The organism is Streptomyces sp. NPDC087310 (assembly GCF_044744405.1).
Taxonomy (GTDB): Bacteria; Actinomycetota; Actinomycetes; order Streptomycetales; family Streptomycetaceae; genus Streptomyces.
The window spans coordinates 627671-643584 of record NZ_JBIUYF010000006.1; the positions used below are offsets into that span (position 1 = coordinate 627671).

Consider the following 15914-nt stretch of genomic DNA (forward strand, 5'->3'; position numbering starts at 1 on the left):
GTGCGGGAGTGTTACAGCGCCGGGTAGGCGTTCTTCAGCAGCTCCTGGAACTGCGCGGAGAACCAGTCACCCGAGAGCGGTGCGTTGGGCAGGGCGCCCGACATGTGGTTGTTGTTGCGCGGGTTGCCCGTGTACGTCGGGTCGCACATCTGGTCGAAGCCCTTGCCCTGGTCGTTCGGGATGACCTTGCTCGCACCGTCGGACTCGCCCGGGGGCTTCATCCAGACGTACGCGTCGATCCCGGCGGCGGGGGCGGCCTTCGGCCGTTCACCGAGCCCGGCTCCGGACTGGTTGCACCAGTTGCCCAGGTGGATCCTGCGGTCGTAACGCCCGCCGTCCACATAGGTGTCCACCGTGGTCTGCGCGCCGGGCCCGGCGGGCCTGGCGCTGCCGCCCCAGCCGTTGCGCGAGGTGTCGATCAGCATGCCGATGCCCGACGGGAAGCCGACACCGACCAGTTCCTGGCGGAACGCCTGGGCGAACGACTGCTCGTCGACGTAGCGGTTCCAGTCCACCCACTTCGACTCACGGACCGACTTGCCGGCCACGCTGTCGTTGATGGTGAAGTTGTTCTCCTTCGTCGCACCGTAGTTGGCGGTGTTGACGATGAAGCCGGCGACCTTGTCGACCGTGCTGCCCTCGGCGGTCGCGGCCTGCTTGAAGATCTGCGCCGAGGCGTTGAAGTTGTCGTCCCAGCCGATCCAGCCGTGGTGTCCCGCGTCCACGTAGTTGTAGACGTTGGCGACGGCGCCCAGCTTGTTCAGGGCGTAGCCGACTCCCTTGATGTAGTTGCCGTTCGCCTTCATCACGTCGCACTGCGGGGTGACGGTCGGCCGCGGCGAGACGTTGGTGACGAGGTTGGGCAGGGAGTCGATCTCGACGGTCGTCACGATCCGCAGGTTGGCGTACTTGGTGTCCCCGAGGATCGCGGCGATCGGGTCGATGTACTCCTTCTGGTAGCGGGTGATCTCCGTCGGGCCCAGCTCCCCGTTGGAGGCGAGCGCGGCGCAGTCACGGCCCGGCAGGTTGTAGATCACGAGCTGGACGACGAACGGGTTGCCCGCCGCCTGCGTCAGGGCCGCGTCGAGATGGGCCCGCAGCCCCATCCCGCCGTTCACCCCGTTGATGGCCGCGATCCGGTCCAGCCAGACCCCGGTCGGCTGGTTGGAGACCTTGGTGCCGCCCGGCTCGGCGGCCGCCTTCCGCGACCACTCCGGGTTCACGTACACCCCGGCGCCCGCGTACGGGTTGTCGACCCTGGCGCTCGATCCCGGGGGCGGGGTGGTCGGCGGATCCGTGGGGGTGCCGCCGCCCGGCACGTTGCAGGTGACGCCGTTGAGCTTGAACGTGGTGGGGACCGCGTTCGTGCCGGTGACGTCCGCGTTGAAGCCGAAGGACGTCGAGGCGCCGGTGGCCAGTGTGCCGTTCCAGGAGGCGTTGGTGGCCGAGACCGCCGTACCGCTCTGGGTGATGGTGGAGCTCCAGCCCTGGGTCACCTTCTGGTTGCCCGCGAAGGTCCACTCCAGCTTCCAGGAGCTGACCGCGTCACCGGTGTTGGTCACGGCGACGGCTCCGGAGAAGCCACCGCTCCAGGAGCTCTGGATCTTGTAGTCGACCGTGCAGCCGGCCGCCGCCGCGGAGGCGGGCCCTTCCAGCACGGTGGCCGTGCCGGCCGCGGCGGCGACGAGCGCCAGCGCGGCGAGCACCGCCGTCCGTGCTCGGCGCGGAGGGGTGATGGTGCGGCTCATGAGAGTCCCTTCAGATGGTCACGGAGTCCCACGCCGAAGGAGGTCGGCGTGCCGTTGTAGTCGCTGATCAGAGAGGGGCCTGCGGAACAGTCCCAGGTGTTCCAGGTCCAGCCGAGGTAGGAAGCGCCCCGGCCGTCCAGCCAGGCCATGACCCGGTCGATGTACCCGTGCGAGCAGGTGTTCTCGCCGATCTCGCCCGCCACGAGCGGCACTTGGGCGATCACCGGCGCGAGCTGCTCGTTCCAGCAGCTCTCGTTGGAGCAGGTGTTGAAGTTGTACGTGTGCCAGGCGGCGGCCGTGTTGCCCGCCGGATCGGTGGGCCGGTACTTCAGCCACTGGCGCATGTCGTTCGAGTAGGCGACGCCGGGGATCAGCACCAGGTTCTGGGCGCCGGTCGCCCGTACCGCGTTGACCAGGGACTGCATCCCCGCGACCTGGAAGTCGATGCCGGGGCAGCTCCCGCCGTCGCGCCAGCAGGTCCACGCGGCGTCCAGGTTGCTGGTGGCGCGGTCCGGGAAGGGCTCGTTGAAGAGGTCGAAGACCACGGCCCGGTCGTTCTTGAAGGTCTGGGCGACCGAGGTCCAGAACGCCGGTGTGTACTGCGCGTTCGGCATCGGCTTCTGGCAGGTCGCGTACTCGGTGTCCGGGCAGTGGCTGTCACCGCCGGTGTACTTGCCGTGGGACCAGTGCAGTTCGACGACCGGCGTGATGCCGTGCGCCTCCAGCCTGGCCACGTACCCCTTGATCGCCGCGATGTAGTTCGCGCCGGAGTAGGCCGCGTTCACATGCGGGAGCCCGAGCCAGCACTCCTCGTTGAGGGGGACGCGTACGGTGTTGACCTTCCAGTCCGCGATGGCCTGGACGGACGCGTCGTCCACCGGTCCGTCGAAGATGCCGTAGCCCTGGATGCACGCGAACTCACCGCCGGAGCGGTTGACACCGAGCATGCGGCGGGTGGCGCCGTTCTGGTCGACCAGCTTGTTCCCCGAGACGCGGAGCTGGGGCGGTGCGCCGCCCGGAGCGGGCGGGTCGGTCGGTGGATCGGTCGGCGGGTCCGTCGGGTCGCCGGGGCCCGTGTCCCCCTCGCACGCCACGCCGTTGACCTTGAAGGCGGTGGGCGCGGGGTTGGACCCCGACCAGGAGGCGGTGAATCCGGCGCTGACCGTGCCGCCGGTGGGGATCTTGCCGTTCCAGCTCTCGTTGACCGCGGTCACGGTCCTGCCCGACTGCGACCACTTCCCGCTCCAGCCCTGGGTCACCTTCTGCGTACCCGGGAAGTCGAAGGTGAGGGACCAGTTCTCGACCGGGGACCCGTGGTTGGTCAGTGTGACGTCGCCCTGGAAGCCGGCGTCCCACTGACCGGTGGTGCGGTACTCGACGGTGCAGCCGGCCGCGGTTCCCGACGCGGCCGCCTGCGTGGCGAAGGCTGATCCCGCGACGACCAGGGCCGTCGCGGCCAGCAGTGCACGGAAGCGCGGTGGTGCTCGCATGGAGCGACTCCTCGATGGCCCATACGTCGCCTGACACGGCGTATGACTGATGGAAGCGCTCCCACTGGTTGTGTTCGACGGTAGCGCCGAAGTGGCGTGAGTCAACAGTCCAGTTGAATTCTTTTATCTGCCAACTCGCCTGGACGTGCGTCTTGTTCAAAGTCTTGACAGGTCCACGGTCCCGCTCGACGCTTGGGAGCGCTCCCACTGGTTCGTATCCCCGCCCCCCCACCCGCACCGGACCGCGAGGAGGACCCCTCCATGCTCGGCATGTTCGGCTCACGAGGCTCCCCACCAGGCGCGTCATCCCCGCCCAGAAGGGTCCGCAGGCCGCGCGGCCCCCGTCGGATGCTCATCGCCCTCGCGGCAGCCCTCTCCCTGCCGCTCGGTCTGACCGCGGTCAACAGCACCCCCGCGCACGCCGCCGCGGTCCAGTGCGGCGTCGACTACAAGACGAATGACTGGGGATCCGGCTTCACCGCCGATCTGACGATCACCAACCGGGGTACGGAGGCCATCTCCGGCTGGACCCTCACCTACGGGTACGCCGGCAACCAGACGCTCACCAGCGGCTGGAACGGCACCTGGGCGCAGTCCGGCAAGAACGTCACCGTCAAGAACGCGGCGCACAACGGGTCCATCGCGCCCGGCGCCTCGGCCACCGCCGGCGCCAACTTCACCTACAGCGGTGCCAACGCCGCGCCCACCGTCTTCGCCGTCAACGGCGTGACCTGCACGGGCGCCCACCAGCCGCCCATCGCCGTCCTCACCAGCCCGGCCCCCGGCGCGCTCTTCACCGCGGGCGGCACCATCCCGATGGCAGCCACCGCCGCGGCGGCCGACGGAGCGGGCATCACCAAGGTCGAGTTCTACAGCGACACCACGCTGCTGGGCACCGACACCACCTCGCCGTACACCTTCAGCTACACGAACGTCCCGGCGGGCGATCTCTCGCTCTACGCCAAGGCGTACGACGGCCAGGGCGCCGCCGCCGAGTCCACCCCCGTAGGGGTACGGGTCACCTCCGGCCCCTCGATCGTCGCGACGCCCGGCCAGCTCGGCGTGCAGCAGGGCAAGACCGGCACCTTCGCGGTCAAGCTCTCCACCCAGCCGAGCGCGAACGTCGCCGTCGCCGTGGCCCGCACCGCGGGCAACACCGGGCTGACCGTCACCTCCGGCGCCGCCCTCACCTTCACCCCGGCCAACTGGTCGACCGCCCAGCAGGTGACCGTCACCGCCGCGGCCACCGGCACCGGCGCGGCCACCTTCACCGCGAGCGCCACCGGACAGGCCAAGGCGGAGGTGACCGTCACCCAGCTCGCGGCGTCGACCACGTACGACGCCCGGTTCCTGGAGCTGTACGGCAAGATCACCGACCCGGCCGCCGGATACTTCTCGCCCGAGGGCATCCCGTACCACTCGGTCGAGACCCTGATCGTCGAGGCGCCCGACCAGGGCCACGAGACGACCTCGGAGGCGTACAGCTATCTGATCTGGCTCCAGGCGATGTACGGCAAGGTCACCGGCGACTGGACCAAGTTCAACGGCGCGTGGGACATCATGGAGAAGTACATGATCCCCACCCATGCCGACCAGCCGACCAACAGCTTCTACAACGCGTCGAAGCCCGCCACCTACGCGCCCGAGCAGGATCTGCCCTCGCAGTACCCCTCACAGCTCAACAGCAACATCCCGGTGGGCAACGACCCCATCGCGGGTGAGCTGAAGAGCGCGTACGGCACCGACGACATCTACGGCATGCACTGGATCCAGGACGTCGACAACGTCTACGGGTTCGGCAACGCGCCCGGCAAGTGCGAGGCCGGCCCCGCCGATCAGGGCCCCTCCTACATCAACACCTTCCAGCGCGGACCGCAGGAGTCGGTCTGGGAGACCGTCACCCAGCCCACCTGTGACTCCTTCAAGTACGGCGGCACCAACGGCTATCTGGACCTCTTCACCAAGGACGCCTCGTACGCCAAGCAGTGGAAGTTCACCAACGCCCCCGACGCCGACGCCCGCGTGGTCCAGGCCGCCTACTGGGCCTCGGAATGGGCCAAGGAGCAGGGCAAGGGCGGGGACGTCTCGGCCAATGTCGCCAAGGCCGCGAAGATGGGCGACTACCTCCGCTACGCCATGTACGACAAGTACTTCAAGAAGGTCGGCGACTGCGCGGGCGAGACCGCCTGCCCCGCGGGCAGCGGCAAGAACAGCTCGCACTACCTGCTCTCCTGGTACTACGCCTGGGGCGGTGCCACCGACGCCTCGGCCGGCTGGGCCTGGCGCATCGGCTCCAGTTTCAGCCACAGCGGCTACCAGAACCCGATGGCGGCCTGGGCGCTCAGCTCGTACGCCGACCTCAAGCCGAAGTCGGCCACGGGCCAGCAGGACTGGTCCACCAGTCTCAAGCGCCAGGTGGAGTTCTACCGCTGGCTCCAGTCCTCCGAGGGCGGGATCGCGGGCGGCGCCACCAACAGTTGGCAGGGCCGGTACGCGACGCCCCCGGCCGGGACCCCGACGTTCTACGGCATGTACTACGACGAGGCCCCCGTCTACCACGACCCGCCGTCCAACCAGTGGTTCGGTTTCCAGGCGTGGTCGATGGAGCGCGTCGCCGAGTACTACAACCGTACGGGTGACACCGCGGCCAAGGCCGTGCTGGACAAGTGGGTCACCTGGGCCCTGTCCAAGACCACCGTCAACCCGGACGGTACGTATCTGATCCCGTCGACCCTCCAGTGGTCCGGCAAGCCCGACACCTGGAACGCCACCACCCCCGGCGCCAACACCGGACTGCACGTCACCGTCGCGGACTACACCAACGACGTGGGCGTGGCCGCCGCGTACGCCAAGACCCTCTCGTACTACGCGGCGAAGTCCGGCCACGCGGCGGCGAAGACCACCGCCAAGGCGCTGCTGGACGGCATGTGGGACCACCACCGGGACACCCTGGGCATCGCGGTCCCCGAGACCCGCGCGGACTACAGCCGGTTCGACGACCCGGTCTACGTCCCGAGCGGCTGGACCGGCACCATGCCCAACGGTGACCGGATCGACTCGAACTCCACCTTCGCCTCGATCCGTTCCTTCTACGAGAGCGACCCGGCCTGGTCGAAGGTCGAGGCGTATCTCAACGGCGGTGCGGCGCCGACCTTCACGTACCACCGGTTCTGGGCACAGGCGGACATCGCGCTGGCCCTCGGCTCGTACTCCGATCTCTTCGAATAGCGCCACCTCATGACCGCGGAGGGTCCCGGCTGTCGCCCGCCGGGGCTCTCCGCCCCATGCGTAACACTGCGTTCATTTTACGCGGGCCCCAAGTTCCGTTCGCTTAAGACCGTTTGATGCATTTATGGCGTACAGAATTGACAACACAAGGTCAAATCCTGGTTTCTGATCTGTCGGAACGCGTCTCCTGAGTGTCACTCTCTGGACGGCTCACCGCGCGTAGACGGAGATCACGCGGTGGGCCGGCTCTGGCACTCGCGCACCTCTCAGCACTTCAGGCGGCGGCTTCACCCACGGCCGCCGCTTCCCCACAGGGGACCGCTCACCGGCGGTCCGACACTCTTGGAGACTGAGTGAGACTCGTAGCTTCCACCCCCCGCGCCACCACCCCCCGCAAGGCCCTGCGCGTCGCGGCGCTCGTCGCCTCCGCCGCCATGGTCGTCGTCGGTGTCCAGTCGGGCCCGGCGAGCGCTCAGCCCGACCCCACCCGGGAGAGCGGCGCCACCGCGCTGGAACTGACCCCCGGTCAGCGCGTCGAGGCCATCAGGTCCGCCCAGGCGGACACCGCGAGCGAGGCGAGGACCCTGGGCCTCGGCGCCGCGGAGAAGCTGGTCGTCAGGGACGTCGTCAAGGACGCCGACGGCACGGTCCACACCCGGTACGAGCGGACCTACCAGGGCCTGCCCGTACTCGGCGGTGACCTCGTCGTCCACGAGACCCCGGCCGGCGAGCAGGACGTCACCAAGGCGACCACCGCCCGCATAGCCGTGGCCTCCACCGACGCCGCGGTGGCCCCCTCCGCCGCGAAGTCGAAGGCCCTGAAGGCCGCCTCGGCGGAGAAGACCGCCGAAGCGGCGGCCGAGGACGCGCCCCGCAAGGTGATCTGGGCCGCCTCCGGCACGCCGGTGCTCGCCTGGGAGACCGTCGTCAAGGGCGTCCAGCCCGACGGAACGCCGAGCGAGCTGCACGTCGTCACCGACGCGGCCACCGGCGCCGAGCTGTTCCGGAACGAGGCCATCGAGACCGGCACCGGCACCGGCAAGTACAACGGCACCGTCACGCTCGGCACCACCAAGAGCGGCACCACGTACAACCTCACCGACGGCGGGCGCGGCGGCCACAAGACGTACGACCTGAACCAGGGCACCTCGGGCACCGGCACGCTCTTCACCGACGCCGACGACGTCTGGAGCGGCGGCCGGCAGACCGCGGGCGTCGACGCCCACTACGGCGCCGCGGAGACCTGGGACTTCTACAAGGACGTCGTGGGCCGCAACGGCATCAAGAACAACGGCGTCGCCTCCTACTCCCGCGTCCACTACGGCAACAGCTACGTCAACGCGTTCTGGAGCGACTCCTGCTTCTGCATGACGTACGGGGACGGCTCGGGCAACGCCAACGCGCTCACCTCGCTCGACGTGGCCGCCCACGAGATGACCCACGGCGTCACCGCGGCCACGGCCAACCTGAACTACAGCGGCGAGTCCGGCGGCCTGAACGAGGCCACCTCCGACATCTTCGCCACCGCCGTCGAGTTCTACTCGAACACCGCGAGCGACCCGGGCGACTACCTCATCGGCGAGAAGATCAACATCAACGGCAACGGCACCCCGCTGCGCTACCAGGACAAGCCCAGCAAGGACGGCGCCTCCAAGGACTACTGGTCGTCCACCCTGGGCAACCTCGACGTCCACTACTCGTCGGGCCCCGCCAACCACTTCTTCTACCTGCTGTCCGAGGGCAGCGGCGCGAAGACCATCAACGGCGTGAGCTACAACAGCCCCACCAGCAACGGCGCCACGCTCACCGGCATCGGCCGCGACAAGGCCATCCAGATCTGGTACAAGGCGCTCACCACGTACATGACGTCCACCACCAACTACGCGCGGGCGCGCACCGCGACGCTCAGCGCGGCGGGCGCCCTGTACGGCACGACCAGCACCGAGTACAAGGCGGTGGCGGCCGCCTGGACCGCCATCAACGTCGCCTGACGGCCGCCCTCACGGTCCCGCGGCCGGGGTAGCCCGGTGACCGGGCGGTGATCGAGGGGCACGGCCCGCGCGTTCCTCCCGCGCGGACCGTGCCCCTTCGCCGTAGGGTGCGGTCCATGGCCGGACATAACGGGCGGGACGCAGGTGCTCCCGCCGACCCGACGGGCCCGGGGGTCCCCGCCGCTGCCGCCGCGCCGGACCCGCGCCGGTGGAAGGCGCTGGCGGTGTGTCTGGTGGCGGGGTTCATGACGCTGCTGGACGTCTCCATCGTCAATGTCGCCCTGCCCTCCATCCGCGAGGGACTCAGCACCCCGGTCTCCGACCTCCAGTGGGTGGTCTCCGGGTACGCCCTCGCCTTCGGGCTCTTCCTGATCCCCGCGGGCCGGCTCGGGGACGCCCGGGGACGCCGCCCGGTGTTCATGTGGGGGCTCACCCTCTTCGTCCTCGCCTCCGCCGCCTGCGGAGCCGCGCAGTCCAGCCTCTGGCTGGTGCTCGCCCGGCTGGTGCAGGGGCTTGCCGGCGGCCTGGTCTCCCCGCAGATCTCCGCCCTGATCCAGCAGCTCTTCTCCGGCCGGGAACGGGGCCGCGCCTTCGGCATGTTCGGCACGGTGGTGGGCATCTCGACCGCGGTCGGCCCCCTGCTGGGCGGTCTGATCATCCAGGCCGCCGGAGCGGACGAGGGCTGGCGGTGGGTCTTCTACGTCAACCTGCCGCTCGGCGCCGTCTGTCTGTTACTGGCCCACCGGCTGCTGCCGGACACCCCGGCGGCCGGCCGGGTCACCCCGCGCGACCTCGACCCCGTCGGCGTCCTGCTGCTCGGCTGCGGCGTACTGGCGCTGCTGCTGCCCCTCGTCCAGTCGGAGCAGTGGCACGGCAACGGCAAGTGGCTGCTGCTGGTGGTCGCCGCGGCGCTGCTGGCCGGTTTCGTACGGTGGGAGTCCCGGTGCCGTACGGCCGCCACCCAGCCGGTCCTGGACCTCTCCCTCTTCCGGATCCGCTCCTTCCGGCTGGGCTGTCTGCTGATCCTGCTGTACTTCGCCGGGTTCACCACCGTCTTCTTCATCAGCACGCTCTACCTCCAGAGCGGACTGCACTACACCGCCCTCCAGGCGGGGCTGGCCATCACCCCCTTCGCCCTGGGCTCGGGAGCGGCGGCCGCCCTCGGCGGGCGGCTGGTCGGGCGCTTCGGCCGGCCGCTCGTCGCCGTCGGGCTGATCATGGTGGCGGCCGGTCTGGGGCTCACCGCCCTCGCCGTACACCTGGTGCCGGGGCGCGGCGTGGGGTGGGCGACGGCGGCGCCGCTGCTGCTGGCCGGGGTGGGCAGCGGACTGGTCATCGCGCCCAACCAGACCCTCACCCTCGCCCAGGTGCCGGTGGTCATGGCGGGCAGCGCGGGAGGCACCCTCCAGACGGGGCAGCGGGTGGGTTCCGCGATCGGGATCGCCGTCGTGGGCTCCGTCTTCTTCGCCCAGGTGACGGCCGACGGCTGGGCCGCGGCGTTCGACCACGGCCTCGTCGTCGCGGTCGGGTTCGTGGTCGCGGCGCTGCTGGTCGCGCTCGCCGACATCGCCGTCGCCCGCCGCGAGGAGAACCGGCTCCGTACGGGGAACCGGCCCGGTACGGGGAACGGGCTCCGTACGGAGGGAAGACGACGACCAGGACCAGGAAGGAACCAGCGATGAACCCACCCACCGACACCGAGGGCAACGCCGCGTACGGGAAGAAGCCCTTCAAGCGTTCCCGGAGCCACTTCGCGGACCGGATCACCGCCGACGGCGCCGACGGCTGGCCCGTCGAGGCGGGCCGCTACCGGCTCGTGGTCAGCCGCGCCTGCCCCTGGGCGAGCCGCGCCCTCGTCTCGCGCCGGCTCCTCGGCCTGGAGGACGCCCTCTCGCTCGCCGTGGCCGACCCCATCCAGGACGACCGGAGCTGGCGCTTCACCCTCGACCCGGACGGCCGGGACCCCGTTCTGGGCATCCGCTACCTCGCCGAGGCGTACGACGCGCGCGAGCGCGACTACCCGGGCGGCGTCAGCGTCCCCGCGATCGTCGACGTGCCCAGCGGCCGGCTCGTCACCAACGACTTCCAGCGGATCACCCTGGACCTCGCCACCGAATGGACGGCGCTGCACCGTGACGGCGCGCCCGACCTCTACCCCGAGCCGCTGCGCGACGAGATCGACGAGGTCATGGAAGGCGTCTACCGCGACGTCAACAACGGCGTGTACCGCGCCGGGTTCGCGTCCGGGCAGAGCGAGTACGAGGACGCCTACCGCGCCGTGTTCCACCGGCTCGGGCTGCTCTCCGAGCGGCTCGCCGACCGCCGCTACCTGGTGGGGGACACCCTCACCGAGGCGGACATCCGGCTCTTCACCACACTCGTACGCTTCGACGCCGTCTACCACGGACACTTCAAGTGCAACCGCTCGAAGCTGGCCGAGGACCCGGTGCTCTGGGCCTACGTCAGGGACCTCTACCAGACCCCCGGCTTCGGCGACACCGTCGACTTCGACCACATCAAGCGTCACTACTACCAGGTGCACACCGGTATCAACCCGACCCGGATCGTGCCGCTCGGCCCCGACCTCTCCGGCTGGCTGACGCCGCACCACCGCGCGGAGCTGGGCGGCCGGCCGTTCGGCGACGGCACCCCGCCGGGGCCGGTGGCGCCGGGCGAGGAGGTCCCGCCGGCGGGGCGCCCCTGAGCGACGTACCTCCGAGGGCGCGGGCGAGGCGGTACCGCGTCAGGCCCCACCGGGCGGATGGCGCAGTACGTACAGCCCGACGCACGCCGCGAGCACCACCACACAGGCCGAGAACGTCAGCCCCGCGACCGTGAGCCCCAGCCACAGGGTCAGCGCGCCCACCCCGACGACCGGCAGCGAGATCCCCGTGTAGGCGACGACGAAGAAGGCGGAGATCGTGGCGCCCCGGTGTTCCGGCGGCGCCACGCCGCTGATCGCGGTCATGGCGGCGCGGAAGGCCAGCCCCTGGCCGAGCCCGCCGCAGAGCGCGCCCGCCACCAGCAGCGGCAGCGACCGCGCCGCCAGCGAGGCGGCCACCAGCAGCAGCCCGGCCACCAGGACCAGACAGCCGCCGGGCAGCGCCACGCGTACCCCCAGACGCCCCATCAGCACCTGCCCGGCCGTCGAGGCGAGAAAGACGGAGAAGACGACCGCGCCCGTCACCGCCAGGTTGTCCACCGCCAGGGTCTCGGCCAGAAAGCTCGGCGCGACCGCCGTGAACAGCCCCAGCAGCGCGAACCCGGCGAACGCGGCGAGCGCCGAGGGGACGAACACCCCCCGGATCCCGGGCGGCAGCGAGAGCCCCCGGGGGCGCAGCCGCGGCCGCTGCCGGGCGGCGACGGTCTCCGGCAGGAACCAGGTCAGTACGGAGGCGACCACCACCAGCGCGAGATGCGTCAGGAACGGCAGGCGCAGCGGCCACGGCGCGTACTGCGCGAGCACCCCGGAGAGCAGCGGACCGCAGCCGAGCCCGCCCATGTTCGCCGCCGTGGCGGCCAGCCCGGCGCGCGCCTCCCGTCCCGGCGGGGCCAGTTCGAGCACACACGCGGTGGCCGTACCGCTCAGCAGACCGGCCGCGAAGCCGGAGAGCAGCCGCCCCGCGAACAGCGCCGGCAGGCCGCCCTCGAAGAGGAAGCACAGGGCGCTGGCCGCCGAGAGCCCCAGCGCGCAGAGCAGCACGGGCCGCCGTCCCACCTGGTCGGAGAGGTCGCCCGCCAGCAGCAGTACGGCGATCACCCCGAGGGCGTAGACGGCGAACACCACCGTCACCATCAGCTCGGAGAAGCCGAGCTGCTCCCGGTAGAGCCCGTACAGCGGCGTGGGCAGGGTCGTGCCCGCCATCCCGACGGCGAACACCCCCGCCGCCACCGGATATCCCAGGTGCCGGTGCGTGCGAACCGCCATACGACCCTCCGCCCGAACGGACGCTTTCCCCCTATGAAGGGCCACGGGGGACGGAGGCGCCAGGCGGGGACGGCCGTCGGAGGGGGTGGTCCTGCCCGGCGGCGGTCGCGAGCCCGGCCTCGACCTCGTCCAGCGCGCGGCGTGCGGCGGCGATCCGCGCGAGCAGCACGGCCCGCGCCTCCTCGGGGCCGCCCTGCGGCGCCGCCGTCTCGTGCGCCCGCTCTTCCTCCTCCAGTTCGCGCGCCTCCTCCAGCGAGTTGATGACCACGCCGATCAACAGGTTGACCAGCAGGAACGACCCCAGCAGCACGAACGAGGCGAAGTAGACGATGGTCCAGCGGGAGACCGCGAGACCGCCCCGCACCGCGTCGCCGAGCCCGTCGAGCGTGATCAGCAGGAAGAGCGTGAGGGCGGCGCGGCCGAGCGAGCCGTAGTGCTCGGGGTCGGCGCGCGCGAAGAAGACCCAGCCGAGCATGGCGTACACGTACAGCAGCAGCGCGCCCACCAGCACGAAGCTCGCGGTGCCCGGCAGGCTCTTGCCCACGGCGACGATCACGATACGGAGCTGCGGCAGGAAGCGGGCCGCGCGCAGCACCCGGGCGAGCCGCAGCAGCCGCAGCAGGGTCGTGTTCTCGCGGGCGAAAGGCGTGAGGGCGAGCGTGACGACCGCCAGGTCGAAGATGTTCCAGGGATCGCGGAAGAACTCCTTGGGGCGGTCCGCGCAGGCGGCGGCGCGCAGCAGGATCTCCGCGGTGAAGGCGGCGAGGAACAGATGCTCGGCGAGCTTCAGTTCGTCGCGCCACTGGTGCACGGCGCCGGTGTACGTCTCGATGCCGAGCAGGCACGCGTTACCGACGATCAGGCAGAACACGGCGCTGCTGAAGGCGGTGGATTCCACGATGCGCCGGCTGTGCGCGGCGAGAGCCACCGGCTCTAATCGACTCGTCCCGTCGGACATCGGAGGACACTCGTTTTCTCTTGCGCGTACCGATACGAACGTAAAAAGGGGAGCAGGGTGAGGGGGTGTCGGCAGCGGCCGGTGCCCGGGGCGGGGCACCGGCCGCTCTCGCACCGTCCGGCCGCAGGGAAACGGCCGGCGCGGGCGGTTCTCATGGCGCGTCACGCGCCGTTCTCGTGGCGCTCCACGCGCCCGTTTCTATCCGGCGGTCGGCGGCCCCGTGGCGGGGCCGACCAGCTCCTCCAGGACGTCCTCCATGGTGACGAAGCCGATGACGGTCCCCTTGTCCCCGGCGACGGCGGCGAGGTGCGTACCCGCGGCGCGCATGGCCGTCATCGTGTCGTCGAGCGGGGTGTCGATCTCGACCCGGATCACCGTGTGCAGCGCGCTCCGCGGGAACGGCTCGGTGCGCTCGTCGACCCCGAGGGCGTCCTTGATGTGCAGATAGCCCAGGATCGTGTCGTCGGGTCCGGTCACCGGCAGCCGGGAGAAGCCGGACGACGCGGCGGCGCGCTCCAGCTCCCGCGGGGTGATCCGGTGGTCGACGGTGACGGTCCGGTTCAGCGGGACCATCACCTCGCCCACCGGCCGGGTGCCCAGCTCCAGCGCGTCGCGCAGCCGCTCCCCGTCCGCCGGGTCGAGCAGCCCCGCCTCGCTGGAGTCCTTGACCAGCCGGGCGAGTTCGTCGTCGGTGAAGACGGAGGCGACCTCGTCCTTCGGCTCGACCTTCAGCAGCCGCAGGATGGAGTTGGCGAACGCGTTGATCCCGAAGATCACCGGGCGCAGCGCGCGGGTCAGCCAGACCAGCAGCGGTCCGAGCGCGAGCGCGGTGGGCGCCGGGGCGGCCAGCGCGATGTTCTTCGGCACCATCTCGCCGACCAGCATGTGCAGATACGTCGCCAGGGTCAGCGCGATCACGAACGCGATCGGGTGGATCAGCGCCTCGGGCACCCCGATCGCCTCGAACGGCGGCTCCAGCAGGTGCGCGATGGCCGGTTCCGCGACCGCGCCCAGCACCAGCGAGGAGATGGTGATCCCGAGCTGCGCGGTGGCCATGGCCGCCGAGAGGTGCTCCAGACCCCACAGGGTGTTCTTGGCGCGCCGGCTGCCCTTGACGGCCAGCGGCTCGATCTGGCTGCGCCGTACGGAGATGAGCGCGAACTCGGCCCCGACGAAGAACGCGTTGGTGAACAGGGTGAGCACGCCGATGGCGAGCTGCAGGCCGGTCATCGGGCATCCTCCGTGAGGTGTGCGGCCGGGGCGGGCGCGGTGACGCCCACCCGGTCCGCGCGATGGTGCTCGACGCGCAGGACGGTGAACCGCCAGCCGTCGATCTCCAGGGTGTCCTCGCGTACGGGCAGCCGCTCCAGCCGTGTCGCGAGCAGCCCGGCGAGGGTCTCGTACGGACCGTCCGGCGCGGTGAAGCCGATCGCTTCGAGCTGGTCGAGCCGGACGGAGCCGTCGGCCTCCCACACGTCGCGGCCTTCGGCGTCCGGCCGTCCGGGGGCCAGGTCGGGGGTCTCGTGCGGGTCGTGTTCGTCGCGTACCTCTCCGACGACCTCCTCGACGATGTCCTCCACCGTGGCGACGCCGGCGGTGCCGCCGTACTCGTCGATGACGACGGCCATCGTCCGCGACGCGCGCAGGCGCCGCAGCAGCCGGTCCACCGGGAGGGAGTCGGGCACCAGCATCGGGCTGGTCGCCAGTTCGGTGACGGGGGTGTGGTCCCGCCGCTCCTCGTCCAGGGCCAGCACGTCACGGATGTGGATCGTGCCGATGACCTCGTCGAGGCTGTCCCGGTAGACGGGGAAGCGCGACAGGCCGGTGGCCAGGGTGAGATGGGCGGCGTCCGTGGCGGTGGCGTGCGCCTCCAGGGCCCGGACGTCGACCCGCGGGGTCATCACGTTCTCCGCGGTCAGCTCGGCGAGGTGCAGGGTCCGGACGAACAGCTCAGCGGAGTCCGCCTCTATGGCGCCCTCCCGCGCGGAGTGCCGGGCCAGGGCGACCAGCTCCTCGGGGGTGCGGGCGGACGCCAGCTCCTCCGCGGGCTCCAGGCCGAAGCGCCGTACCAGCCGGTTCGCGGTGTTGTTGAGGTGCCGGATCAGCGGGGCGAAGGCGGCGGTGAAGCCGCGCTGCGGCCCCGCCACGACCTTGGCGACCGCGAGCGGGCTGGAGATCGCCCAGTTCTTCGGGACCAGCTCACCGACGACCATCAGGACGACGGTGGAGAGCGAGACGCCGAGGAGGGTGGCGACCGTGGGGACCGCGCCGCCCGGCAGGCCGGTGGCCTCCAGCGGGCCGCGCAGCAGCACGGCCAGCGACGGCTCGGCGAGCATGCCGATGACCAGGGAGGTCACCGTGATGCCGAGCTGGGCCCCGGAGAGCTGGAAGGTGAGCCGCTTGGCCGCCTCCAGGGCGCCGGCGGCTCCGCGCTCACCGGCGGCGGCGGCGCGCTCCAGCTCGCCCCGCTCGATCGTGGTCAGGGAGAACTCGGCCGCCACGAACACCGCACAGGCGAGGGTGAGCGCGAGGGCGAGGAGCAGCAGGAGCACTTCGGTCACCGTGCCACCT

10 protein-coding genes are annotated in these 15914 nt (G+C 71.0%); 4 read left to right on the forward strand and 6 right to left on the reverse strand.

Features of this window, described 5'->3' with window-relative positions; translation table 11 throughout:
- Positions 1–11 precede the first annotated feature (11 nt).
- Complete coding sequence (locus tag ACIO3P_RS25585; protein ID WP_401852496.1) at positions 12–1748, reverse strand: glycoside hydrolase family 6 protein; 1737 nt, start codon at positions 1746–1748, stop codon at positions 12–14.
- Positions 1745–3238 carry a cellulose binding domain-containing protein gene (locus tag ACIO3P_RS25590; protein ID WP_329825791.1) on the reverse strand — a complete coding sequence of 498 codons (1494 nt, stop codon included), beginning with the start codon at positions 3236–3238 and terminating at the stop codon, positions 1745–1747. Before ACIO3P_RS25590 ends, ACIO3P_RS25585 begins: the two co-directional genes overlap by 4 nt.
- Before the next feature lie 348 nt (positions 3239–3586).
- On the opposite strand from ACIO3P_RS25590, the gene ACIO3P_RS25595 reads away from it, so the two are divergent.
- The 4 genes from ACIO3P_RS25595 (at position 3587) to ACIO3P_RS25610 (ending at position 11161) form a co-directional block, all read left to right on the forward strand.
- A complete protein-coding gene (locus ACIO3P_RS25595) occupies positions 3587–6466 on the forward strand; it encodes a glycoside hydrolase family 48 protein (protein ID WP_401852498.1) in 2880 nt (959 codons plus the stop codon).
- A 434-nt stretch (positions 6467–6900) separates the two neighbouring features.
- Positions 6901–8457, forward strand: coding sequence for a M4 family metallopeptidase (locus tag ACIO3P_RS25600; protein WP_329825867.1), 1557 nt, complete (start codon positions 6901–6903; stop codon positions 8455–8457).
- Between the two features lie 116 nt (positions 8458–8573).
- Entirely contained in the window at positions 8574–10139 is a 1566-nt protein-coding gene (locus tag ACIO3P_RS25605; RefSeq protein WP_401852500.1) for an MFS transporter, read from the forward strand.
- Positions 10136–11161, forward strand: a complete 1026-nt coding sequence (locus ACIO3P_RS25610) for a glutathione S-transferase family protein (RefSeq protein ID WP_401852503.1) — start codon at positions 10136–10138, stop codon at positions 11159–11161. The genes ACIO3P_RS25605 and ACIO3P_RS25610 overlap by 4 nt, the downstream gene beginning before the upstream one ends.
- A gap of 39 nt (positions 11162–11200) precedes the next feature.
- Here the strand turns inward: ACIO3P_RS25610 and ACIO3P_RS25615 are convergent, their stop codons facing one another.
- The 4 genes from ACIO3P_RS25615 to ACIO3P_RS25630 form a co-directional block, all read right to left on the reverse strand.
- A complete protein-coding gene (locus ACIO3P_RS25615; protein ID WP_329825795.1) occupies positions 11201–12385 on the reverse strand; it encodes an MFS transporter in 1185 nt (394 codons plus the stop codon).
- Between the two features lie 31 nt (positions 12386–12416).
- A complete protein-coding gene (locus ACIO3P_RS25620) occupies positions 12417–13343 on the reverse strand; it encodes an ion transporter (protein WP_329825796.1) in 927 nt (308 codons plus the stop codon).
- 198 nt (positions 13344–13541) lie between these two features.
- Positions 13542–14573, reverse strand: coding sequence for a hemolysin family protein (locus ACIO3P_RS25625; RefSeq protein ID WP_329825797.1), 1032 nt, complete (start codon positions 14571–14573; stop codon positions 13542–13544).
- Positions 14570–15904 carry a hemolysin family protein gene (locus ACIO3P_RS25630; protein ID WP_329825798.1) on the reverse strand — a complete coding sequence of 445 codons (1335 nt, stop codon included), beginning with the start codon at positions 15902–15904 and terminating at the stop codon, positions 14570–14572. Before ACIO3P_RS25630 ends, ACIO3P_RS25625 begins: the two co-directional genes overlap by 4 nt.
- Positions 15905–15914 lie beyond the last annotated feature (10 nt).